This window comes from Rhizobium subbaraonis (assembly GCF_900220975.1).
In the GTDB taxonomy this organism is placed as follows: Bacteria; Pseudomonadota; Alphaproteobacteria; order Rhizobiales; family Rhizobiaceae; genus Mycoplana; species Mycoplana subbaraonis.
Genome location: NZ_OBQD01000028.1, coordinates 30,051 through 53,880, shown reverse-complemented (window position 1 = coordinate 53,880; position 23,830 = coordinate 30,051). Strand labels below are relative to the sequence as shown.

Here is a 23,830-nt window from a genome sequence, read left to right as displayed (position 1 = left end):
CGGCCGGTAATTGATTGGAATAGTGGCCGGCTTCAAATCGGAACGGTGGCCGGTAATTAATCGGAATGCCGGCCGGCTTCAGACCGGAATCCGCACGTCGCTGGGTGCGGCAACTTTGCAGTATCACAACAGCGCTCGACGATGCCCCGGACGATCAACACGCCTTCTTGATTGAGCGGATTGCTTAGCGCGGAACTATCCAGGCCGAAGACCGTTGTCTGACTGGGAAATGCGCCGTGTCAACCGGACACGATGATATGGAAAACACGAGGATTTTTCCGGTTTCTTCTCATGGCCAACGAAACGGCAGACGAGTTCCTACGTCATCCGGCGCATTTCCCATCCCCGACATTGTCCTTGCCGAGAGGCAGGTCGGTGGGAATGGCCACGTCTTATTGCAGCCGTCCGCGGAAGAACTGCACCAGTCGCGATCTAACTCCGACCTATGCAAATTTGGCCTGAAGTGACAGGATCGCAGGCCGATACTGATTTATCGCATCCACCGTTTTCCCAAATGGATAGGATGCTGTCGCCTCTGCGACAGCATCCTACGTGGATGATCTCGCACTTAGGTTTCAGGTGAAGATGCCTTACCCAGCTTGATACCAGGTTCTCTGCCCCAGACCCGAAGCTTTCCGAGCTCGGATACGAAGGCGGCAAGTCCCTCGTCGCCAGGAAGCAAAATCGTACCCTCGTCGAGATCGTTCGCAATGCCAGCTTTGACGAGAAGCGGGAAGGCGTTCTCATCATAACCAATGAACTTGCAGTGCTGAAAGGCATCCGCCACGAAGTCTCTTGCGGTTGCCTCCATCTCTAAGTCCTCGATCCCAGCTGGAGACGCCAGAACGGCGACCGCGTCGAACAGCACTGAGGGACCGCCATCTATCATGTGATGCGCCTCAACTCGAGACCCATCCGACGCCGTCACGCCGCCAACCTTCGGCGCGATCAGCTCAAGCAAAGCCTTCTCCTTCTCGATTGTGGTCTTGAGCTTTTTGAGGAGCTTTGCGTCAACGCCATCGGTAACAAGCACGCCTAGCTTGCGACCTTCAAACCGTTTGGGGCCGTTCTCGACGATGCTGAGCGCGGGGGAGCGTTCCAGATCCTGACGAGTCGGGATGGCAGCGTCAGCCGGCTTAGGCATGGCTTGGATACCAAGCTTTTGGGCGACAGTCGTGGCAAGTGTCTCGTCGATGTTTAGCAGGTGCGAAATCATCCGTTCGCGTATAGCAACGGTTTCGACCTTACTCAGTTCGAACGTCAGAGCCATCGCGATGTGTCGCTGTTCAGCCGGCGTTTGGCTGAGGAAAAACTGTCGGGCTTGACTATAGTGGTCGGCGAAGCTCTCCGGGCGTAGCCGAACTTTTTGCCCGTTTTCGTCAGCTGCGAAGTGTTGATACCCCTTGGACGGAGACTGCCGTGGACCTTCTCCGAATGAATTCGGCTGGTAGTTCACCCGGCCGACTGGATTGCGCATTGCCATGTGTCCGTCTTGCTGGAAGTTGTGGAAGGGACACTTTGGCGCGTTGATTGGGAGGTGCGTGAAGTTTGGACCGCCAAGGCGCTTGAGCTGGGTGTCTAGGTAGGAGAAGTTTCGGCCCTGCAGAAGTGGATCGTTGCTGAAGTCTATTCCTGGCGGCACGTTCTGTGTCATGAACGCAACTTGCTCGGTTTCCGCAAAAAAATTACCGGGCATACGGTCTAGCACCATCCGCCCAATCGGCTTCACCGGCAAAACTTCCTCGGGGATGATTTTCGTCGGATCGAGAACATCAAAGTCGAAATTGTCGGCAAATTCCTGATCGAAAAGCTGAACGCAAAGTTCCCATTCCGGAAAGTTGCCTGACTGGATTGCTTGCCAGAGGTCACGACGATGGAAGTCGGGGTCAGCACCGTTGATCTTGACAGCCTCGTTCCACGCCACCGACTGTAGGCCGAGCTTGGGCTTCCAGTGAAATTTGACGAATGTCGACGCGCCTTTCGCGTTAACGAATCGGAAGGTGTGGACCCCGAACCCTTCCATGAACCGAAAAGATCGCGGAATTGTGCGGTCTGACATGATCCACATGACCATGTTCATGCTTTCTGGCGTCAGGCTAATGAAGTCCCAGAAATTGTCATGGGCGGTTTGCGCTTGAGGGAACGCGCGATCAGGTTCTTGCTTGGCAGCATGAATGAGATCTGGGAACTTGATGGCATCCTGAATGAAAAAAATTGGAATGTTATTGCCAACGAGATCCCAATTACCTTCTTGGGTGTAGAATTTGACGGCAAAGCCGCGTACGTCGCGGGCAAGATCCGCAGACCCTTTGTTGCCGGCGACGGTTGAAAAGCGGACGAAGACAGGCGTCTTTTCACCTGCCCGCTGAAAAAGATCCGCTCGTGTGATCTCCGTTAGAGGCTCGTATGTTTCGAAGAACCCGTGAGCGCCGTAGCCTCTTGCGTGGACCACCCGTTCAGGAATGCGTTCATGGTCGAAATGGAAAATCTTCTCCCGGAAATGGAAATCGTCCACGAGCAAAGGACCTCGGGCACCGATCCGGAGAGAGTTCTGATCGTCTGCGACAGGTCCGCCCTGCGACGTGGTAAGCAATTCGGCGCCGTCTTCCGCAATCTGGTGAAGCTCGCCGCCTTTCCCGCGGTGAAGCTGCTGGTCATGGATGGTGACGATATCCGTCGATGATGTCGAGCCGGTAGCCCGTGTCGTACGTTTTGCCACAATGGTCCCCTGCGATAGGTTGAACACGGAAAAGGCCGCCCCGGAGGACAGCCTCTAGAGGTCAGGACCTCAAGCCTTTTTGCTTTTGCCCTTGGTGTTTGCGGAAGCCTTGGCGAGCTTCGTGAGCTTTTCGTCCGTCGCCTTCTCTTCCGCGAGGTTAGCTTCTAGCAGGGGAACTGCATCCTTCAGCCCGAGCTGGTTGGCCCACTCAATAAGGGTACCGTAACGCGCAATCTCATAGTGCTCGACGGCTTGGGCCGAAGAGATAAGGCCTGCATCGAGAGCCGGAGAATCCTTGAATTCTTCCATAATTTCTTCGCCCTCGGCGATGATCCCCTGGATGGCTTCGCAGGTCTTGCCGCGTGCCGCCTTGCCAAGCAGCTCGAACACCTGTTCCAGGCGGTCAATCTGGCCTTGGGTTTCTTCACGGTGCTGCAAGAAACCTGCCTTGCCCTCTTCCGATTGAGCAGCGCGGGCCATTTTCGGAAGAGCCTTAAGGATCTGCTTTTCCGCAAAGTAGATGTCCTTGAGTGTGTCGAGAAACAGGTCATCCAGTGTCTTTGTAGCTGCCATGTTCAGTTCTCCTTGGTGTCCAGCTTTTGATCTGGGGAAGGGTTCAGTCGAGAAGCTCCGCGGGCACCTTGCCGCCGTTCTCCGACAGTTTCTTCATCAGGGCCTTGTGGAGGAAGGTGTTCATCTTGGCGCTGTCGCCGGGATCACCTGTATAGCCAAGCTCACTTGCGAGCTCTTTGCGCTCGGCCAAGCTTGCATCCATACCTAAGGCCTTCATCAGATCGACGATGGAATGGCGCCAGTCAAGTTGTTGGCCGGATCGTGCGACTGCCCGATCAAGCATAGTCTCGACATCAATCGAGGTTGTTTCCCTCTCTGTGTCGGACGCGCGACCGTTAGCCGTATCCTGAACAACAGCCGGCTGGGCCGATGTTGACCCTGCTGCCGGAGCTGGAGCAGGAGTAGCCGCCGGGGCAGATGAAATTGCAGCTTCCTCGTGAACAGTCGATTGCATGGAGGGTGGTGATGGATCGCCAGATGTCTTCGCCGCGGGCTCGGCACGGGCTTCGCCGAAGATCGCATCCTTAATACGGTCGAAAATACTCAATGAGGCCTCCTCAAAATGGGTGGTCGTAAATGACCGGCTTAGTGGCATCGGCACTGTGTCGCGTGCCGCGACAACCCCCTGTCGGACACGATCCGTGAGACAGTGACCAAAAGGTGATGGCCATTAACGCGGTCCCTGCACGAGTGTTCCACCTGCATGCCATGGTTGGGGAATGAGGCCGACGAGTTGAGCAAAGCAATGGAAGATGTCTGCCCGCAGTCGGTCTGCATCATCGTGTTCACGAGATCTGATGCTGGTTGATTGCGGAATACCGGGCCATGTTGCAGGCGGTTGACCCGTTGCAGCTTAAGGGCAGAGCTCCAGCCGTACCTTTGCGCCAGTGCGAGACGCAATTCCTCGAATTATCGCGCGCTGAAGGGACGTGCGATGTGTCAGGTCTGGACAGCAAATGGTGCTACTGTCTCGTCGTGCTGAGGTGCTCTGTCTCGTCAGCTTGAGCGAAATGCGTCGCCGAACGGGAGTTTCACGTCGACCTGCAAGCCTTCTTCCCGCCAAATGTGATCAAGCTTGGCATCCAGCTGGGCTGTGACTGCTTTGCCGAGGAGGAATGATCCAAAACCCAGTTGAGCGGGCGGTCCGGCAATATGCGGCCCGCCCGTCTCTTGCCAGCGAAGCAGGATAGAGCTTTCGCCTATCGACCATTGCACAGAGACTTTTCCGGCGGGAACTGACAACGCGCCGTACTTCACTGAGTTGGTTGCCAGTTCGTGGAACACCAGGGCCAAGGGCGTCAAGGTATGTCCGGTGCACAGGATCGCCGGTCCGGCAAGAGCGCATCGCGTATCATCGGCCCCAACGAAAGGTCCGAGAATGCGATCAAGAAGTTCATTGAGACAATAGGCGCCAGGCTGTTCGGTGTTCTGCTGCGGCAGAATGATGTCATTCGATGAGGCCAAGGCATTCAAACGCGTCCGGAAGTCCGACACGAATTCTCTAGCCTCGGGATGGTATCGGCTCGAAAGTTGAGCGATGCTTTGGATGACCGAGAAAAGGTTCTTGATGCGGTGAGACAATTCGCGCGCAATGAGTTCTTTTTGCGCTTCGGCCGTTTTCAGATCGTGGACGTCCGTACACGTCCCGTACCAACGGACGATGGTCCCATCTGAGCCGCGAAGAGGAAGTGCTTTTCCAACAACCCACCGATAGACCCCTGTTCGGTGTCTTAACCGGTATTCAATATGGTAGGGCTCTCCGGTGCTCAATGAGTGACGCCATGTCTCCCAAGTTCGCGCCTGATCATCTGGATGAAACAATTCGCTCCAGCCGTCTCCGTCCGTGGTTCCCTTCTCAACGCCTGTAAACTCATACCAACGCTCGTTGAAGTAGTCATGATGGCCATCAGGCAATGTCGACCAGATCATTTGGTCAATCGAGTTTACGATCGCCTTCAGCCGCTGCTCACTGTGGAGTAGCGCATCCTCCATTCGTCTGCGAGCCGTGACGTCGATCAGGACGCCCGGAAAATTCACAGGATTGCCATTGGCCGTTTTGCATTGGCCTCGAGCCATGGCCCAGCGTTCCCTACCTTCTGCGTCAGTAACTCGATACTCAGCGACGAAATCGCCTCCAATGGCTAAAGCCTCGGCAATTTTTGCCTGGACTTGCGCTCGGTCGTCGGGATGAATGCGGTCAGTGAATGCTGAAACCGGTAATCCCACTTCGCGGTCGTAGCCGATAGTGCCGAAGAAGTGGAGAAACGCTTCATCGGCGTAGACGCGGTCGTTCACGATGTCCCAGTCCCAGGCGCCTATTCCTCCGCCTGCCTGAAGTGCGAGCCGGAAACGTTCCTCCATGGCAGTGGAGCGCGCCTCGGCGCGCTTCTGTTCCGATAGGTCTGCAAACATGACGGCAAAGCCATCATTCACTTTCGTGGCGACGGCGCGGACGAAAATGTCCAATCCTTCGTGTCTGTATGGAAAATTCTGAACCCAGGGTGTCCCCCGTTCAACGACACTCTTATACGCATCGAACAAGCCGTCAGTTCGATTGCCGGGCATCTCTACCAATAAGCGGCGCCCTTCAAACCAGATCGGATCTTTCCCTATGATCTCTGCCGCAGCAGAGTTTGCGTACGACCACTGGAAGTCGACGATTTGACCACTCCCGTCGCGCACGCTTTCAAACAGCATGAAGCCATCGAGGGCTCCATCGAGAGCCAGTCTGAATTGAGCGTTCCTCGGCTCGCTGTTCGGGCAAGAAGATGCGTCTTCGTGTTGCTGCGGCAGATCACTGACCAGCGTGAACATCACAGCGGGGTCAGCGTCCGTCTCTCCCTGGCGTTGCGCTGAGATTCGAACCGTCACACCATCAGCGAGGGCGAGATCGTTAGTCACGAGTCCTGTCTGGGACAGAGCGATCCTTCCAACCTCTCGCAGCTTTCCAACCAGGGCTTTGTCGATGGATAAGCAATCGATCGAGGTGTCGGCCAACCTTGTATGATCGCCAGGCCGTGCTGGGGCAATCCATTGCACGATGTCCATCTGCGCATTGCACGCGAATACGACCAACTGCTGCTTTACAGTCTCCCTGAGGTCGTCGCGCATCTCCGTTTGAGTTCGGTCGTCTGCAGCGTTCAGCATCTTCCAACCCCCCGAAGTCTCCGCAACCCCGCCCTCATCATGTAGTCAGCAGCCACAGATCTGTCTTGCAACAACCATTTTGCTTAAGTCAATGGCGTCGTGATGCACAATTTCGTTGAGGTCTTCAAATCATGCAACCGACCCTGACATCGGCGATTAGTTCCTGCGCATTAAACCCAGACCGTTTCAATCGCCAAGTCCATTGACGTCCTAACTACTCATGTCGTCTGATGGCAAAGGGCGAAAGTCCTTGGAAAGTCATTAAGGCATCTTTTTCTACCTTGCGCCCACAGCACCGGTGACGATCTCCGTGGGCGACCCGGTCTACGCAGAAATCTGAAAGAGCGGTTCGTCGGACTTTGCGACATCCGCCAGGATCGCCTTGCCGACGGTTTCCCCGATGTCCCTCGCGCTGGTGATCCCTTGCACGAAGGGCTCCTTGTGCAACAGGAAGGCGATCGCCGCGCAATAGAGCCTGGCCGTCGAAGGCAGACCGAGCCGCGGACGATAAAACTCATCGACGTCGATCCCGCCGGTCCGCACCATGGCGGGGTCCCGATGGGGCAACTGGAACGCGCCCGGTTTCGGCGTCGCCGATTCCCGCACCCCGCCCTGCGCGACAAGGGTCGGAAATGGCAGATCCGTTGCCGACAGCGTCTCCTGTCCGGTCGCATCGATGAAGGCGCCGAAGCGATGGGTGGTCTCGCCCACCACGACCTCGGCGCCATGATCCAGGCCGTCCTCGGCGGTGCGGATCTTGTAGTCTTCGCCGAGCCGCAAGATGGACAGTTTGCCCGAGCGCGACAGCGCAAGCAGACGCCGGATCGACATCAGCGGCACCGTTGCATAGTCGTCGATGAAGATGCCCTTGAAGTGGCGATGGAAGCGCTTGAGGTCTTTCTCGTCCAGATGCGGAATGACGCGCGCGACAATCTCGTGGGTGATCAGGATCGCATAGCGCCACGGCACGGTATAGCGCTTCGCGCGGTTTTCTTCGGTCTCGGCCAGGTTCTTCGCGGCCCAGACAAAGGGATCGTTTTCGGTACGGTCGGCATAGTAGGCCGCCGCGAAGGTCTCGACCGTCAGCTGTGACAGGCCGATGCGCGCGGCATAATCCGGATCGCGGGCAACGATTTCACTGCGGAAGAGATCGAAGACGTCGTCGAGCAGGTCGTGACGACCTGTTGCGATCAGCGCGTCGACGGCTTCCTCGGTGCAGACGAGCGGCGTCACATAAGGCAGCGGACAATAGAAGTCCGCTTCCGGCAGGATGCCCTTGCGCGACATCAGCGTGGCGGTGAGGCCTTCGGTATCGGCTGCCGGCTGGTATTGCAGGTCGCCTGCCGCATCGCTGTAGAACATGCCATGCGCGGTCGCCACCGTCATCAGCGCGTCGATGCCGCTCAAGGATGTGCCGAGAATGCCGACGGCCTCGTTGCGGATCGACGTCAGCACGGTCGCCGGCCAGGGTGAGACGAAATAGCCGGGGCGGATTTCCGTGCTGTCCGGCCAGTTGTGGCCCGTCGCCATCACGACGTGATCGAAACTCGCATCTTCCTCACCCTCGGAATGGGCGACGCGCAGGCGGATCGCTTCCGGCTGGATTTCGATGTCCACCACCTTGTGGCGCGCGCGCACATAAATCTCGTGGCCGTGATCGGCGGCAATGGCCAACATCCGCTCTAACTGCGCCTGCATGTAATCGCCCAGCACGAGGCGCGGGTAGAACTCCCGCTCGTCGATCGTCTCGCGGCGAATGCCATGACGCATCAGCGCCTCGTCATCCTGCCGCCGCAACCAGTCGACCAGGGTCTCGGTGAAGGCCGGCAGTTCGATGCTCGGGATGTTGGAGAGCATCGCCGGATCGTTCATGTCGGGGTGGTAGGGCGTTCCCTTTCCGGGCTCACCTTCCGCTTCGTAAAGGGTGATCGAGAGGGGAGTTGTGGGGCTGATCAGTTGTTTGAACGTGTAGAGGCCGGTGGGACCGGTACCGATAATCGCAATTCTGGGACGCATGGACACCTCGCTTGCCCAGAACTTGTCTGTCTCAGGCTCCGGATAATGGCAGCGGCGTGAACAGGTTCCCTGTACCCCCCGAAGAATCGGACACCTTGTCGTGACCCAAGCTGCAAATGCATTTCAATGGCTTCTTCACGACGGGGGCGTCGGTACCGTAGCAGCCGACACGCGCCCATCGCCGAATGGTGAGGACCTCATTGAATTCGAGCGCTAGACTCAATACCTTCCAGCCGAGTTGGGCGGCAAATCCTACAAACGAAAAGAGTTATCTGATGCATCGAAAAGCGTCCGCGACGGCAGCTACGCACTCATTTGGCTTGGAGCGGAATGTCTTCATCGGTCTTTCTTGCGCGTTCATCTTTCTACTCATCAGCACCGCAGTTTCGATTTACACCATCGACAATGTAAGGAGAAGCAACGCGAGTGTGACGCAAACACACGGGTTCATCGTCGCACTTGACCTGCTACTAATCGACATTCAAGACGCCGAAAGCGGACTGCGAGGGTTCCTGCTAACCTCCGATGAGCCCTATCTTTTGCCCTATCTCCGCGCCGTCCCCCAGATCGAAAGCCGCATCGCGAGCATCAATTCGACCGCCACTGATGAGATGCGTCAACGCGGAACCGTTGAGGCACTACGGGCCTACGTTTCTTCGAAGTTGGAAATTATGGCGCAGACCCTTCAGTTATTCCAGCGACAAGGAGAAGTGGAGGCGTTGGCCCTCGTGGCGTCGGACCGCGGCCGCAGTGACATGGAGGGTATTCGCGAAATGGTGGGCCAACTGCGGGATGAAGCGGGGGAAGATCGTAGCCAACGCCTGGCCGCGATGGAGACTTCGTACCTCATCGCGTGGGCCAGTGCTTTGTCTGCCGGCGTACTTGGTATTCTCCTGACACTCGTGATTTCGGCGCTGGTTCGCAAATCAGCCTTGAAGCAAAAGCGCGAGCAATGGTTGCGCGAGGCACAACTCGGGCTTACGTCTTCTGTGACAGGCGATCAGCCTATTAGTGAACTTGGAGCCAACATCCTTCGTTTCCTGACAAACTATCTCGGTGCGGTAGCCGGCGTTATGTATGTCGAGAACGCTGGCAGGTTCCATCGGCTAGCCGCACATGGCGTACCATCAGACGCTGTTATGCCCACAAGCTTCGGTCAAAATGATAGTCTTTTTAGCCACGTTCTGCGGGATCACCATCCCATCGCGGTCGGGGAAGTGCCCGATGGCTACATCAACTTCGGCTCCGGCCTTGGACGAGAGAAACCCCGTTATCTTGCCTTGGCGCCTGCGATCGTCGAAGGCGACATCCGGTGCATGATTGAGCTCGGCTTTCTCTCGCCCATCAATGACCAAGTCCTGAAGCTTCTCGAGCACGTCTCCGAACTCATTGCGGTTGCGATCCGGTCGGCGGAGTTTCGAACGCGTCTCCAAGCGCTGCTTGAAGAGACGCAGCGGCAAGCAGAAGAACTGCAGGTTCAAGGAGAGGAACTGCGCGTTTCGAACGAGGAGCTGGAAGAACAAGGGCGCGCGCTGCGCGAACAGCAGGCGCGCCTTGAGCAGCAGCAGGCCGAACTTGAGCAGACAAATTCGCAGCTTGAAGAGCAGGCAGAGGAACTGGCGCAACAGCGCGACAGTCTCGAGCGCTCCAAGAATGCTATCGAAGCCAAGGCTAGAGAGGTCGAACAAGCAAGCCGCTACAAATCAGACTTCCTGGCAAACATGTCTCACGAACTGCGGACGCCTCTTAACTCATCGCTGATTCTGGCGAAGCTGCTTGCTGATAATCCGGAAGGCAACCTGACAGCACAGCAGGTGCAGTTTGCCCAGACGATCCAGTCCTCCGGCAACGATCTGCTGAACCTGATCAATGACATCCTTGATCTTTCGAAAATCGAAGCGGGTCACGTAGAGATCCATCCTGAAGCTGTATCTGTTGAGCGCATGGTCAATAGTCTGCGCCACATGTTCGAACCGCTGGCAACCAGCAAGGGACTGGAGCTGAATGTCACTGTCGCGGCATCAGTGCCCCCCATCGTTCAGACCGACGGACAGCGTCTCGAACAGGTGCTCAAAAACCTCTTGGCCAATGCTTTAAAGTTCACCGAGAAAGGTAATGTGTCGCTGGACGTTCGCCGACACGCCGATAGGCAACTTGCATTCGACATAAAGGACACAGGCATCGGCATACCCGAAGAGCAGCAAAAGCAGATATTCGAAGCCTTCCACCAAGCAGACAGCACGATAAGTCGCAGATTCGGCGGCACGGGCCTAGGGCTGTCGATCTCGCGCGAGCTCGTCCGACTGCTTGGCGGCTACCTGTCACTGGAAAGCAGGGTTGGTAGCGGCAGTACGTTTACGGTTGTCATCCCCGCTGAATTCAAAACCAAGCTCGCCCCGCCAGCAGGGCAAGAGGTCGCTCGTCAGACTGAGACAGCCGCGATGCCAGTGTTGTCTCCCCCCTCCGAGAACTTTGCGAGTAAAGCAGAGGCGATTGCCTTCATCGAGGATGACCGGGCCACAGTCACCGATGCGGAGCGTAAGCTGCTCATCGTCGAGGACGATAAATCTTTCGCGCTCATCCTGCGCGATCTTTCCCAAGAACTTCGCTTCAAAGCCTTGGTGGCCGGCACCGCACACGAGGCTTTAGAGCTCGCCCATAAGTTCCTGCCGAATGCCATTCTTCTCGACGTGGGCCTTCCTGACCAGTCTGGATTGTCTGTGCTCGATCGCCTTAAGCGTGACGTTCGGACACGCCATATTCCTATCCACATTATCTCTGCTGAGGATTACTCAGAGCGTGCGCTTTCACTCGGCGCCGTCGGGTACGAACTTAAACCCGTCCAGCGCGATCATTTGATTTCAGTAATGGAATCTCTGGGTGCCAGGGCTGAACAAACACAGCGGCGCGTGTTGATCGTCGAGGACAACGTAGTGCAGCGCGAGGCCTTATCGAAGCTTCTCTCCTCGCACGACGTTGAGACAATCGGTGCCGGCACAGCTGCGGAGTGCATCGCTCTCCTTGCAGAACAGACCTTCGACTGCATGGTGCTGGATCTCTCCCTACCGGATGCTTCCGGCTTCGCGCTTCTGGAGACACTGAGCCAGGAAGGCATGCACTCGTTCCCGCCTGTCATCGTCTACACCGGTCGCGTTCTTTCCGCGGAGGAAGAGCAGAGGCTGCGCCGCTATTCGAAATCGATCATCATCAAGGGCGCCAAATCGCCGGAACGGCTCCTGGACGAGGTCACCCTCTTCCTCCACCAGGTGGTATCCGAACTGCCCGACGAGCAGCAGCAGATGATCCGCAAGGCGCGCAATCGCGACGAACTGCTGGAGGGACGCCGCATCCTGATCGTCGAGGACGACGTGCGCAATGTCTATGCGCTGACCAACATCCTCGAACCGCGCGGCGTGCTGGTTGAAATCGCCAGGAATGGCGAGGAGGCGATCGACAAGCTGGAGCAGTCGCTCGACAAGCCGGACGGACGCATCGATCTCGTTCTGATGGACGTCATGATGCCGGTGATGGACGGACTGACGGCAACACGGCATATCCGCAAGAATGCGGCCTGGCAGAAGCTGCCGATCATCACGCTGACGGCCAAGGCCATGCCGGACGACCAGAAGCGCTGCATCGAGGCGGGCGCCAACGACTATATGGCAAAGCCGCTCGACGTTGAAAAACTGCTGTCGCTCGTGCGCGTGTGGATGCCGCAGTGACCGAGACATTCGAAAAGGTCGAGGACATCGAGATCCGGCTTTTGCTGGAAGCCCTCTATCATCGCTACCATTACGATTTCCGCAGCTATGCGATGTCGTCGCTCCGTCGACGGCTCCGCCAGGCGCGGGAGCAGCTGGGCTTTGCGACGATTTCGGCCATGCAGGAACGGGTGCTGCACCATCCGGACATGCTTGCCGACATGCTGCGCTATCTGACGGTGCAGGTGAGCGAGATGTTTCGGGATCCCACCTATTTCGCGGCCATGCGCGAAAAGGTCATTCCGCACCTGCGCACCTATCCCTCGCTGAAAGTGTGGATCGCCGGATGCAGCTCGGGTGAAGAGCTCTATTCCTTTGTCATCCTGTTTCGTGAAGAGGGTCTTGAAGAGCGCACCATCTTCTACGCCACCGATATCAACCCCAATGCCCTCGCCCATGCAGAGGCCGGGATCTACGACATCGAGCGGATCAAGCTGTTTACGGAGAACCATCGCGAATCCGGCGGCAAGGGCTCTCTGTCCGACTACTACTCCACCGGCTACCGCCGCTGCATTTTCGACAAGAGCCTACGCCGAAACGTGGTGTTTTCGGATCATAGCCTGGTGACCGACCAGGTTTTCGGAGAGATGCAGCTCGTCTCCTGCCGCAATGTGATGATCTATTTCGACAGGGAACTGCAAGACCGCGCGGTTGGCTTGTTTCGGGATGCATTGCCGCGCCACGGGTTCCTCGGCCTTGGCTCGAAAGAAACGCTGCGGTTCTCCGCCCATGCCGAAAACTTCCGGGAGTTCGTTCGCGAAGAGAAGATCTATCAGAGGATCGGCTCATGAGCGACCAGGCTAAGGGGGCTGTGATCATTGGCGCATCGGCCGGCGCCCTTGAGGCTCTCACGGTGATCCTGGCATCGCTGCCGCCAAGATATCCGTTTCCAATTTTCGTTATCGTGCATCTGCCGCCGAAAAAGCGCAGTGTGCTCGCCGAAATCTTCGGAAGAAAATGCCAGCTCCGGTCCATCGAGGCGGAAGACAAGGAGCCGGTCGAGGCCGGCGTTATTTACTTCGCACCACCGGATTACCATTTGTTGCTCGAGGGGCGCGGTCAGATTTCCCTGTCGAATGAAGAAGAGGTGCTGTTTTCGCGCCCGTCTATAGACGTGGCTTTTGAAAGTGCGGCAGATGCATGGGGTGACAAGCTGACTGCCATCGTTCTCACAGGTGCCAACAATGACGGGGCGCATGGGCTCGCCGCTGTTGTGCGCGCCGGTGGCAAGGCAATCGTTCAGGAGCCGAGCGGCGCCTATGCGCAGGCCATGCCCCAAGCCGCCATTCGCGCCTGCCCGCAAGCACAAATCATGACGTTGTCCGACATTTCAAGCTTTTTGCAGAATAAATCCCAATGAACCCCGCTGTTAAATTCCTTCTCGTCGACGATCTGCCGGAAAACCTCCTCTCCCTGGAGGCCCTGCTGCAGCGCGACGACCGCGTGCTCCTCAAAGCCCGCTCCGGTAACGAGGCGCTGGAATTGCTTCTTCATCATGACGTGGCGCTGGCTTTGATCGACGTCCAGATGCCGGGCCTCAACGGTTTCGAACTGGCAGAACTGATGCGCGGAAACGAGCGCACCCGACGGGTTCCCATCATCTTCGTCACCGCCGGAACCCATACCGCCGAACGGCGCTTTCAGGGGTATGAAGCGGGCGCTGTCGATTTCATCCAAAAGCCGATCGAGCCGGATGCGCTTCGGAGCAAGGCGGAAGTGTTTGCCGAGCTTTACCGTCAACGCAAGAAGCTCGCCGAACAACGCGATTTGCTGGAAGACCAGACGCGCGCTCTGCAACTAGCGGATCAGCGCAAGAATGAGTTCATCGGGATCCTCGTCCACGAGTTGCGCAACCCCTTGGCAGCGCTGAACGGCGGGCTAAAGCTTCTTTCGAGACAGCCGGATAAAGCCAAGACCGAACAAATCCACGGCCTCATGCATGAGCAGATGGACCACATCATCCGGCTGGTTGACGATTTGCTGGACGTTTCGCGCATTACGCAGGGCAAGATCAATCTCAGCAAATCGGAATTCGAGTTAAAGGAAGCGATATCGACCGCACTGGAAATGACGCGCCCAACCGTCGAGGAGAAGCGCCATGCACTGACTTTGAGCGCACCCGAGCAGCCATGTATGATCTTGGCGGATAAGGTCCGATTGACGCAATGCGTTTCGAACCTTGTCAACAATGCTGCGAAGTACACCCCTCACGAGGGTCGTATCCAGATCACGCTAGAGCAGCATCCAGCCGGTTACCAAATCACCGTGACGGATAATGGACTGGGCTTAACCAAGGAAAGTTCAGAGGCGATCTTCAAGCTGTTCGAGCAAGTCGAAGAGCATAGAGACCACGCACATGGGGGCTTGGGCATAGGCCTTGCACTCGTCAAGCAACTCATCGAATTACATGGGGGTAGCGTTTCTGTGTCGAGCGACGGGCCGGGTCAGGGCAGTACCTTTAAACTCTATCTTCCTAAAGTGACTGAAGCGCCTGCGTGGGCGCCCGCTGCACCAGAGGACGATCGCGCTCTCTAAAGGAGAAAATTCGCTCCCTTGAACGACAGTAGCCCGGCCCTAAGCCGCCAGCGCTTGCCAATCGCAGAGCGCGCATTTGCAGTCATCGTTTGCCGTTCCATGTTCAATGCGTCGTCCCATCGGAAATCGAGCTCAGCGGGATATCGATCTTCATAAGGTAGCGCTCGTGAACCTGGACATCGATGGTCCCGTGCCATTTGCTGACTACGAGCTGTTGGATCAGTTTCGTCCCAAAGCCATTTGACGATGAGGACGGGGCCCGCGCGACTTTTGTCACAGGATCGTCCCAGCGTATATGAAAAGTGCGGCTCTCTGGTTGCCCGGAGATATTCCAGGCCAAGGAAACAATACCATCGTCACCACCCAGACTTCCGTACTTGACGCTGTTTGTGCAGAGCTCATTCAGTACAAGACCTAGGTCAAAAGTATCCCTCCGCCGAAGGCCGTCTGCCCTGATTTGCTGATTGGCTTTAAGTCCATGCCTTATGTCATGCGCTACAGTAATTTCTCCCATTGAGGTCTTGTCCGCCGACGATCTTGGTCGTCGTCGGGATTGGTCGGACGAAGAGAAGGTTCGGATCGTTGAGGAAAGTCTGCAAGGCTTTCGGCAGGGATCGGTGACGGCGCGGCGATATGGATTGTCGCGGTCATTGTTGACCCGTTGGCGTCGGGAATACCGTAGGGGCCTTCTGAACGGTTCCGCTTCAATGGGCTTCGTGCCGCTTTCCATTTCGCCGCCAGCGGCAGCCTCTTGCGAGGCGGCCCCCACTCAGCGATCTGATGAGGGCCAAACGATTGAGATCGGCCTGCCGAACGGCCGACGGCTGACGATCCCGGCTTCGCTTGATCCCACCATTCTTGCCCGCCTGTTGCCCGTCCTGGATGCGCCATGATCGCGTTTCCGGCCGGGGTGAAGGTATGGATCGCGGGCGGGGTGACGGACATGCGCTGTGGCATGAACAGCCTGGCGCTGAAGGTGCAGGAAGGCCTTGGGCGCGATCCTCATGGCGGCGAAGTCTTCTGCTTCCGCGGCCGCAAGGGTGATTTGATCAAGGTCCTGTGGCATGACGGGGTCGGCATGTCGCTCTACATAAAGCGTCTCGAGGCCGGTAAGTTCATCTGGCCGGTCAGCCAGAACGGCTCCGCTGTGTCTGTGTCGGCGGCGCAGTTGGGCTACCTTCTGGAAGGGATCGATTGGCGTAATCCGCGTTGGACGCAGCGGCCTTCCAAAGCAGGTTGATCGCTTCTATTTTCCCTGTTTTTGTTGGGCTTTCGGCGTGCTCCATGATAGCTTTTGGCCATGGATGACACTGCTTCGGAGATAGCCGGATTGCGCGCCGCGCTTGCGGCGTCCGAAGCGCGTGCTGCCTCCGCCGAGGCCGACCTTGCGCAAGTGCGAGCCGTCGTGACAACCTCAGAGGCGATGATCCGGCACCTCAAGCTCGAGATCGCCAAAATGCGCCGCGAGCAGTACGGACAAAGTTCGGAACGGCGCGCTCGGCTGATCGATCAGATGGAATTGCAGCTCGAAGAACTCGAGGCCGACGCCACCGAGGATGAGATCGCCGCGGACCGCGTGGCAGCGAAGATCACAAATGTCTCCGCCTTCGAGCGCCGCCGGCCTGCCCGTAAGCCGTTTCCCGAGCACCTGCCACGTGAGCGCCTATTCATCGAAGCTCCGGCGACCTGCACCTGCTGCGGCTCGGCCCGGATCGTGAAGATGGGCGAAGACATCACAGAGACGCTGGAGACGATCCCGCGTCAGTGGAAGGTGATCCAGACGGTGCGCAGCGAGAGAAGTTCACCTGCCGAGACTGCGAGAAGATCAGCCAGTCACCGGCCCCCTTCCATGCGACACCGCGGGGATGGGCAGGTCCCAACTTGCTGGCGATGATCCTGTTCGAGAAGTTCGGCCAGCATCAGCCATTGAATCGCCAGGCCGAGCGCTACGCCAGGGAAGGCGTCGATCTCAGCCTCTCCACGCTGGCCGATCAGGTCGGAGCCTGCGCGATCGCCCTGCAGCCGATCCATGAGCTGATCCGCGCCCATGTGCTGGCAGCCGAACGGCTGCATGGTGACGACACCACCGTGCCGCTCCTGGCCAGGGGCGCAACACGGCAGGCAAGGTTATGGACCTACGTGCGCGATGATCGTCCGTTTGCGGGCGGTGCACCGCCTGCAGCACTCTTCCACTTCTCACCCGATCGCGAGAAGACCCATCCCAATCGGCACCTCGTCGGGTGGCATGGCATCCTGCAAGCCGATGCCTACGGAGGCTATAACGATCTCTATCGTGCCGATCGAAGTCCGGGGTCGGTCAAGAGTGCACTTTGTTGGAGCCATGCGCGGCGCAAGTTCTTCAAACTGGCAGACATCGCCGGCAACGTGCGCAAGGGCAAGCCAGCCCATGAGATATCGCCTGTCGCGCTTGAGGCCGTTGCCCGCATTGATGCGCTCTTCGACCTTGAACGCGGCATAAACGGCATGCCTGCCGAGGCGCGGCTCGCAGCGAGACAGCAACATGCTCGTCCACTCGTCGAGGAGCTGCACGATTGGCTCACGGCCCAGCGTGCCCAGATGTCGAAGCACAATCCCGTCGCCAAGGCGATCAACTACATGTTCGAGAAGGACGGACGTTGGGAAGCCTTCACCCGGTTCCTCGACGACGGCAGGCTTTGCCTTTCGAACAATGCCGCCGAACGCGCCCTGCGCGGTATTGCTCTGGGAAGAAAGGCGTGGCTATTCGCCGGTTCCCAGCGCGGAGGCGAACGTGCTGCCTTCATGTATTCCCTGATCGTCTCGGCAAAGATGAACGATATCGATCCGCAGGCCTGGCTGGCGGACGTGCTCGCCCGCATGCCCAGCCTTCCAGTATCAAGGCTGCCGGAACTATTGCCGTGGAATTGGTCCGCCGGAAGCGCCCGGCAGGTGGCGGCCTGATGGCGCGCCCGACGCATGTCTACACGATCGACTATGTCGCCACGCTGATCGGTGAGAACATTGAACTTCTCCAGCAAATCGCCAGCAACTCGGACAACATCGATTACGGCGAGATCATCCATGCCCATGACGGCACCGAAGAGGGCATCACTACATTCACCAACCGGGGCGTCGAGAGCATGAAGGAGTTCCTCGCCGATATCCGCACCTGGGACGGGGGTGTAAGGCAGTTCCTTGTCGACGAGCAATGCGATCAGGAAAAGATCGAACGCATCATGACGGACGAGCCGAAATCATAACCCCTGCGGTCTACGCCGGATGGATACGGTCAAAACAAAGCTCAGCAGGAAGCTGTATATCACGTCCTTCCATCCGGATTCTGGCCGCTACCGGCGAGAGCGTATCTTCAGCAACTTTCTGGAAGCGAGTGTCGCTCCAGCCCTGCTGCGCGATTGCATGATTGGCGCGAGCAAGAGATGCCAGGCGCTGATTAAAAGCCTCCCGGGCCTCATCAGGGTCCTTTGCTTGGCGAAAAGTTTGGGCGGCTATCGAACTTACTAGTTGCAGCATGTTACCTGCGCGGTGCGACATTTCCCGAATTAGCAGAGTGCTTTGAGTTTTGGCCGCTTCTTTGCGCACGGCATTGGAGATGATGGCGGCAAGCGAGAGCAGGAAGTCTCGGTCGCCTCTGTCAAAGGCTCTTCGGTCTGTGGCGTGGATCCCGATCACGCCGTAGGGCCGCCCTTCTGGTCCGGCTATGGTGACGCTCATACCGCTGACCACCCCATGCTCCTTTAGCAGAGGCGGCCCGGAAAACCGTTCTTCGAGCGCCAGCTCGTCAACGATAATCAGCTCCCCCGAAAGCAGCGGGTAGCCAGCTTGGGATTCACGCTCGATACCGACACTCGCTACGCCAACAAGTCCTTCTGCCCATCCAACTCCCGCGACCAGCTTGAGTTGATCTGCAGTATCTTCAAACGCCAGCACCTTGGTCAGTGGGACATCAAGCGCTATCGCCGCTGCCTCAACTATTCTGTTGAGAACGATCTGGAGCGCGGTGTCTTGAAGAGCCAGTTGTCCGATTTCAGCAATTGCAGTCTGCTGCTGCAATCTTCGCTCCGTCACCCTGAGCGCCTGATCCTTTTCGCGCGCAAGCCGTTTGCGCTCCGTAATCTCAACGGCAGCCACACTTGCGCCGACAATATGCCCCTGCACGTCCGTGACTGGGGACCAGAATTCCATCCAGAAACGCTGCTCTCCCGGCTCTGCGGGAGTTTTGCCAGCGACCTCGAACGGGCCAATTGTTTCGCCAGTGTCTGTAATTTTCTTCATCAGGCCGCGCGCGACGTCCTCCATATCTGGAACGATCTCGGAGACTGTTCGCCCTATGTGCTCTTCCGGCGCATAACCGTTGAACATAGCCATGGTTTCGTTTACGCGCAGAAATCGCAAGTCGCGACTGAGAACGCACAATCCTACAGGAACGGCGTCGTAGTCAGACGCAGCAGATTGCTGTGCTGATAAACCGGAGCTGGATGCGTGCATTATCTCCTCCCGTCATGGGCCAAAGCGTGAGATAGGCAGCTTCATCTACCGTATGACAAGTTCGCACACGCAGCCTAACCGCGCAACAGTTCTCATAGCCTATAACATAAGGCGAGGATATCGAGGAGCTGCACCCGCTTGCATCAGTGTAGCACTTGCCCGACAGACGCGATCCCACGTAAAAACACGAACAGTTAGATCTTTCTGACGGACGATTTATACCGAGGAAGCATAGAACGAATCCAGCTCGGAACAAGCTAACTCCGATATTCGCATAAGCGAAAATAAATTGAGGCTGAAAGCTGTGAACAAAGTCGTCCTTGCGCGTTACAAAGAAGATATAAGCTGGATCTTGGACATACCCGTTGATTTCAAGGTGATTGTCTACAATAAGGGGGACGAGATCACATCAGAAGAAATCTTGGAGCGAGCTGAGGTTGTTAATCGACCGAATATCGGTCGTGAGTCCGAGACGTACATCCATCACATGATGACATCTTGGGAAAACACCGAAGATTATACAGTCTACAGCCAAGCTGACCCGTTCCTGCACAGCCCCGATTTTCTAAAGCTGCTGGCGGCGTGGCGTGATTGGGATGATGTCCAGGCGCTCTCCTGGTGCTGGAAGGAAGAACGGGACGTCCCGCCGCGAGATTTGCTGTCCGTCGCCAGAGCATCGTTGGATGGTCGACTCCTCGTGAGGCCCGAGCTCTACTCGCTTACCAACTGGGGGCCGCTGGAGTTTTTCGACAAGGGCGCCCGAGGGATGGGCTTGGTCTATACCATGATCAACGGTGGTGCTCCGGAGCAGTTCAACATAGCGGCGCATGTATTTCGGCGGTGCAAGCTGGAAGCCTTGGCACAGGCTGCAGAAGCACATGCCGTGGGGGTCTTTTCGTACGGGGCTATCTTCGCCGCACGCAACACATGCGCTTACAGTATTCCGCGGGAAGCGCTGATACATCTGCGGAATTTCGCATGCGAGCCCATACCTGCGCATGGCTACATGCTGGAGCGTCTGTGGCTTCATCTCATGGGAGCACCCTTTGTCAGGCCGAAATCGAAAACGATCGAAGCCCGACCCGCATATGAACTACCATCTCATTTGGTGCCTGTCCTGCGGGTGAAATAAACGTGGGTGTTGTTAGCCTCCTGAAGCCTTCGGACGCAAGTACCGACCGCGGGTCTGGGAGCTCGCTGCTGGTGGCATGTGAAGGCCGCGTCTGCTGTGGGCTCCCGGTTGATCGCTTCGTTAAGCTGCAACTTAAACCTATGGCCTCATCAAGACATCCAGATGAGTGTTTCAGTGCGCGACAGAAAAAATTCTATACACGCATGAAAGATCAGATGTTCACACTTGAACAGTTAGATTTGACACTTGCTAGATCTTCGCTGGCAATTACTGAGTTTACTCAATTGCAATACTCGGCAGGGTAAGAATCGATCTTGCCGTTTTATCGTCTTTGACGCTGGGGTCATGTCGTGCCAGATGCCGGTTTTCTGCTGCTCATCAATGTATCGATAGGCGTGCTGTTTGCCGCTTCCTTTGTCGGATTCTCCCGGCAAAACGGTTTCAAGCTGGGCTATTGGTGCGCTGCGGGTTTCGTGGCAGCGGCCTTGACCCCTTTGGCTGAATCCTTTGCGGAAACCCTTCCCGCTAAGCTTGTATCCAGCCTTTCTTATGGGTTTTTGCTCACCGCGCTTTCGTGCATCTTTATTGGGGTCTGGCAACATTATCATGTCGCGCGAGCGCGTATGCCTACTCTTGTCTTCAGTTTCACATCGATACTGTTCCATCAATTTGTACTGCTCGAAGCTCCCCGCGACGGAGCTTTGCATGCAATCGGCTACCAGCTCAGCTTTGCAGTGTTGAGCTTTGCCTCAGCGATAGCGATCATAGCCGGACGCCGTCGGCGGTCGCTGGACTTGGCTGTTTCTGCAATATTTGCCCTGTCGGGAATCCAGTTCCTGATCAAGAGTTGGCTGGCCTATCAGCTGACAACCGGAACCAGCACCCAAACCTACATCTACAGTCAATATGCCCTCTACTCACAAACGGCAGGCGCCATATTGTCTCTGTCGCTCGGCGTTGGTCTGCTCGCTCTCGTCGTCAGCGAAGTTTACGGAACTCGTCTTGATCGTGCATTTCGCGACAGTCTTTCAGGACTGCTCGGACGCGATGCCTTCATAGAGGCCGCAACTCATGGTGAAGCCATCGATGGCTCTTGGCGACAGGGCTGTTTCTTGCTGGCGGATCTTGACCGCTTCAAAACCGTGAACGACACCTTCGGTCATGCGGCTGGAGACATGGTCATATCGACCTTCGGCAACCTCTTGCTTGAAGTGGTTCCATCTCGATCCCTCTGCGGTCGCTTCGGCGGTGAAGAATTCGCGGTGCTCTTGCCGGAAATCGAGCTTGCCCAGGCTCGCGAGATTGCGCATGAAGTGGCCGCGCGGCTCGAACACCATAAGTTTGCATTCGCACCTGAAACCCACTTCACGGTCAGCATCGGCATTACTGTTTTCCGACATCGCGAACAGTTTTCGACCGTCTTGAAACGAGCCGATGTTGCCCTCTACCGCGCCAAGCGGCTTGGCCGAAACCGACATGAGATAGACCTCCCCGATCAGGGAGTTGGCCGCGAAGAGAGGCGCGAGTTAGCAAAGAACGTTGCATGAGCGAGTTACAGAACAGAATTATACAACGGGTTTCCCAAACTGGAGTGGCTGTAGGTTCAGGCGTCCCCTATGCTCGGCACGCCTCTTTCCTTGCTGCGGCATTTGAGCTTTTTCGTGCGGCGGGAGGACACCCAGAGGACGCGCTTCAAGTCCTGAATTCACATGAGCCTGCTCAATTTGATGTCGCGAGTGCGGTTGCACATCTACTGGTCGAGACTGCGATTGTGAGCCAGGTTTCGGTGCTGTTTGAGACTTTTCTCGAACTCGACCGGCGCGTACGCAGGGCAGCCCGCGAAGATGCTATTTGCACCCGTTTCATGGGCATACCAGGTGTCGGTGAGATCACAGCACTGAGCTTCAAGGCTGCTGTTGACGATCCCACTCGCTTCAAGAGTTCGCGTACCGTGGGTGCACACTTCGGGCTAACGCCGCGGCGCTTTCAATCTGGGGAAAAGGACAATCCCGGCCGAATCTCTCATGCCGGGGACGCGGACGTACGTGCGACGCTCTACGCTGCCGCCAACGCGATGCTTATGCGATCGATTGCGTGGAGCAGCTTGAAAGCTTGGGGTGTGCGGTTGATGAAGACCAAGGGGCGGCGGCGAGCCATCGTTGCTGTCGCCCGCAAGATTGCCGTCGTACTGCATCGTATGTGGCGCGATGGCACAGAGTTCCGGTTCGGATCGGAGGCTGCTGCATGATCTAAGCGAGCCCAACAAACCGATCCTGGCCGGATCGTCCCATGCGGACGACGGGATGGATGAAGCCGATAATGACTGCTGCGCTTCGAGCGCGCCCAACAGCGAGGCTCTCCAGACCCTGATCCCATGCATGCGTGCAGCGGCTCCAAACGCGAGGGGCCAACAGACTGCGAAGAGAAGCGTGACCCGCGTGAACGATTAGGCCAACGACCATCAGAAAGAGCTTGACCCAAATGCCCGATTAGAGAAGCGGACATTGCAGTCCAGCGCATACGGCTGCGTTGCGGCAATTTCTAAAGCGAGCCGAACGCGGCGATTCCTGCCCCAGGATCACAGGTTGACCCGCTGGTGATGTGACACGCGGGTCAACCTGAAGTTCATCCCACAAGCAGATGGCTCATCGCCGGGTCGGGAATGACGACGATGCGGCTGCCATCTCTTGCCTCGTCGTGAAGATGGATCACATCCTGATTGATGAGCCGAATGCAACCTGAGGAAACGGCCTTCCCGATGCTGAACGCCTCAGGCGTGCCGTGTATCCGATACAGCGTGTCCTTCCCGTTTTCATGGATATAGAGGGCGCGAGCACCGAGTGGATTTTTGAGTCCGGGATCCATGCCTCCATTTGCAATGCTGTAGGGCTCCAGCCCTGGCTGCCGCGCAACCATTGAATCAGGCGGTGTCCAGCGCGGCCATTCCCGCCTGTAAGCCATTATGGCCTCCCCAGCCCAGGCGAACCCCTCCCGTCCTACTCCGATTCCATAGCGGGTCGCGCGGCCACCTGCCTTAACGTGGTAGAGATATTTGGCTGGCGTATCGACGACGAGGGTGCCTGGCTTCTCGTTCGTCGGATAGTCCACCTCGGTTCGCCAGAACTGCGGCGGTAGCTGGCTGATGTCGACCTCCGGGATCGGAAACCTCTCATTGGGCATTGCATAGTACATCGGCGGCACCACCGGCGCAGGCGCTGGCGGAGGTTCGGCGATCGTCACGACGGGCGGCGGTTGGGTCGATACACAGCCAGAGACGGCGATCGCCCCTACACCAAGGATGAAGGAGCGCCTTGGCAAGCCTGCACCCACCCACCGTCCATTTGAGCTGCTCGTTCTCTCTTCAGTCTGACTGTCATAGGCCATGTCGGTACTCTCTGTTAATCTCGCGGGCTGCTTCCAAGCCTGCCCGCCTTAGGGCAACCTTAAGTGACGAATGGCGGA

17 protein-coding genes and 1 pseudogene are annotated in these 23,830 nt (G+C 57.3%); 11 read left to right on the top strand and 7 right to left on the bottom strand.

Annotated elements, in window-relative coordinates; genetic code table 11:
• Positions 1 to 568: 568 nt before the first annotated feature.
• The 5 genes from katE to CRO48_RS27725 form a co-directional block, all read right to left on the bottom strand.
• Positions 569 to 2,719 (bottom strand): catalase, encoded by a 2,151-nt coding sequence (katE, locus tag CRO48_RS27745; protein ID WP_097142944.1) that lies wholly within the window; start codon positions 2,717 to 2,719, stop codon positions 569 to 571.
• A 69-nt stretch (positions 2,720 to 2,788) separates the two neighbouring features.
• Complete coding sequence (locus tag CRO48_RS27740; protein WP_097142941.1) at positions 2,789 to 3,292, bottom strand: YciE/YciF ferroxidase family protein; 504 nt, start codon at positions 3,290 to 3,292, stop codon at positions 2,789 to 2,791.
• Positions 3,293 to 3,335: 43 nt separating this feature from the next.
• The gene (locus CRO48_RS27735) at positions 3,336 to 3,839 is read right to left on the bottom strand and encodes a DUF3597 domain-containing protein (protein ID WP_097142940.1); all 504 of its coding nucleotides are present in this window, start codon (positions 3,837 to 3,839) and stop codon (positions 3,336 to 3,338) included.
• Positions 3,840 to 4,288: 449 nt separating this feature from the next.
• Positions 4,289 to 6,439, bottom strand: a complete 2,151-nt coding sequence (locus CRO48_RS27730; RefSeq protein ID WP_097142939.1) for a sensor histidine kinase — start codon at positions 6,437 to 6,439, stop codon at positions 4,289 to 4,291.
• 324 nt (positions 6,440 to 6,763) lie between these two features.
• Positions 6,764 to 8,455 (bottom strand): FAD/NAD(P)-binding protein, encoded by a 1,692-nt coding sequence (locus tag CRO48_RS27725; RefSeq protein ID WP_097142938.1) that lies wholly within the window; start codon positions 8,453 to 8,455, stop codon positions 6,764 to 6,766.
• A 275-nt stretch (positions 8,456 to 8,730) separates the two neighbouring features.
• On the opposite strand from CRO48_RS27725, the gene CRO48_RS27720 reads away from it, so the two are divergent.
• The 8 genes and pseudogenes from CRO48_RS27720 (at position 8,731) to CRO48_RS27685 (ending at position 17,990) form a co-directional block, all read left to right on the top strand.
• Positions 8,731 to 12,177: a response regulator gene (locus tag CRO48_RS27720; RefSeq protein WP_097142937.1), complete on the top strand. Its 3,447-nt coding sequence runs from the start codon at positions 8,731 to 8,733 to the stop codon at positions 12,175 to 12,177.
• Positions 12,174 to 13,007: a CheR family methyltransferase gene (locus CRO48_RS27715; protein WP_097142943.1), complete on the top strand. Its 834-nt coding sequence runs from the start codon at positions 12,174 to 12,176 to the stop codon at positions 13,005 to 13,007. The genes CRO48_RS27720 and CRO48_RS27715 overlap by 4 nt, the downstream gene beginning before the upstream one ends.
• Positions 13,004 to 13,576 (top strand): chemotaxis protein CheB, encoded by a 573-nt coding sequence (locus CRO48_RS27710; RefSeq protein WP_097142936.1) that lies wholly within the window; start codon positions 13,004 to 13,006, stop codon positions 13,574 to 13,576. Before CRO48_RS27715 ends, CRO48_RS27710 begins: the two co-directional genes overlap by 4 nt.
• Positions 13,573 to 14,751: a hybrid sensor histidine kinase/response regulator gene (locus tag CRO48_RS27705; protein WP_097142935.1), complete on the top strand. Its 1,179-nt coding sequence runs from the start codon at positions 13,573 to 13,575 to the stop codon at positions 14,749 to 14,751. The genes CRO48_RS27710 and CRO48_RS27705 overlap by 4 nt, the downstream gene beginning before the upstream one ends.
• Before the next feature lie 485 nt (positions 14,752 to 15,236).
• Positions 15,237 to 15,644, top strand: a complete 408-nt coding sequence (gene tnpA, locus CRO48_RS27700) for an IS66-like element accessory protein TnpA (protein WP_097142934.1) — start codon at positions 15,237 to 15,239, stop codon at positions 15,642 to 15,644.
• Complete coding sequence (gene tnpB, locus CRO48_RS27695) at positions 15,641 to 15,991, top strand: IS66 family insertion sequence element accessory protein TnpB (RefSeq protein WP_060583062.1); 351 nt, start codon at positions 15,641 to 15,643, stop codon at positions 15,989 to 15,991. The genes tnpA and tnpB overlap by 4 nt, the downstream gene beginning before the upstream one ends.
• Before the next feature lie 60 nt (positions 15,992 to 16,051).
• A pseudogene (gene tnpC / locus CRO48_RS27690) lies at positions 16,052 to 17,691 on the top strand (IS66 family transposase).
• A complete protein-coding gene (locus CRO48_RS27685; protein WP_097142933.1) occupies positions 17,691 to 17,990 on the top strand; it encodes a hypothetical protein in 300 nt (99 codons plus the stop codon). The pseudogene tnpC and the gene CRO48_RS27685 overlap by 1 nt, the downstream one beginning before the upstream one ends.
• Positions 17,991 to 18,000: 10 nt before the next feature.
• On the opposite strand, the gene CRO48_RS27680 is transcribed toward CRO48_RS27685, so the two are convergent.
• On the bottom strand, positions 18,001 to 19,236 hold the full coding sequence (locus CRO48_RS27680; protein WP_097142932.1) for an HWE histidine kinase domain-containing protein: 1,236 nt from the start codon (positions 19,234 to 19,236) through the stop codon (positions 18,001 to 18,003).
• Between the two features lie 304 nt (positions 19,237 to 19,540).
• Between CRO48_RS27680 and CRO48_RS27675 the strand changes: the two genes are divergently transcribed.
• The 3 genes from CRO48_RS27675 to CRO48_RS33570 all read left to right on the top strand — a co-directional run bounded on the left by CRO48_RS27675 (position 19,541) and on the right by CRO48_RS33570 (position 22,616).
• Positions 19,541 to 20,368: a hypothetical protein gene (locus CRO48_RS27675; RefSeq protein ID WP_141402139.1), complete on the top strand. Its 828-nt coding sequence runs from the start codon at positions 19,541 to 19,543 to the stop codon at positions 20,366 to 20,368.
• Positions 20,369 to 20,718: 350 nt separating this feature from the next.
• Complete coding sequence (locus CRO48_RS27670; protein ID WP_097142930.1) at positions 20,719 to 21,915, top strand: GGDEF domain-containing protein; 1,197 nt, start codon at positions 20,719 to 20,721, stop codon at positions 21,913 to 21,915.
• Positions 21,912 to 22,616 carry a transposase gene (locus CRO48_RS33570; protein WP_210202033.1) on the top strand — a complete coding sequence of 235 codons (705 nt, stop codon included), beginning with the start codon at positions 21,912 to 21,914 and terminating at the stop codon, positions 22,614 to 22,616. Before CRO48_RS27670 ends, CRO48_RS33570 begins: the two co-directional genes overlap by 4 nt.
• A gap of 377 nt (positions 22,617 to 22,993) precedes the next feature.
• On the opposite strand, the gene CRO48_RS27660 is transcribed toward CRO48_RS33570, so the two are convergent.
• Positions 22,994 to 23,752, bottom strand: a complete 759-nt coding sequence (locus tag CRO48_RS27660) for a L,D-transpeptidase (protein WP_077549660.1) — start codon at positions 23,750 to 23,752, stop codon at positions 22,994 to 22,996.
• Positions 23,753 to 23,830 lie beyond the last annotated feature (78 nt).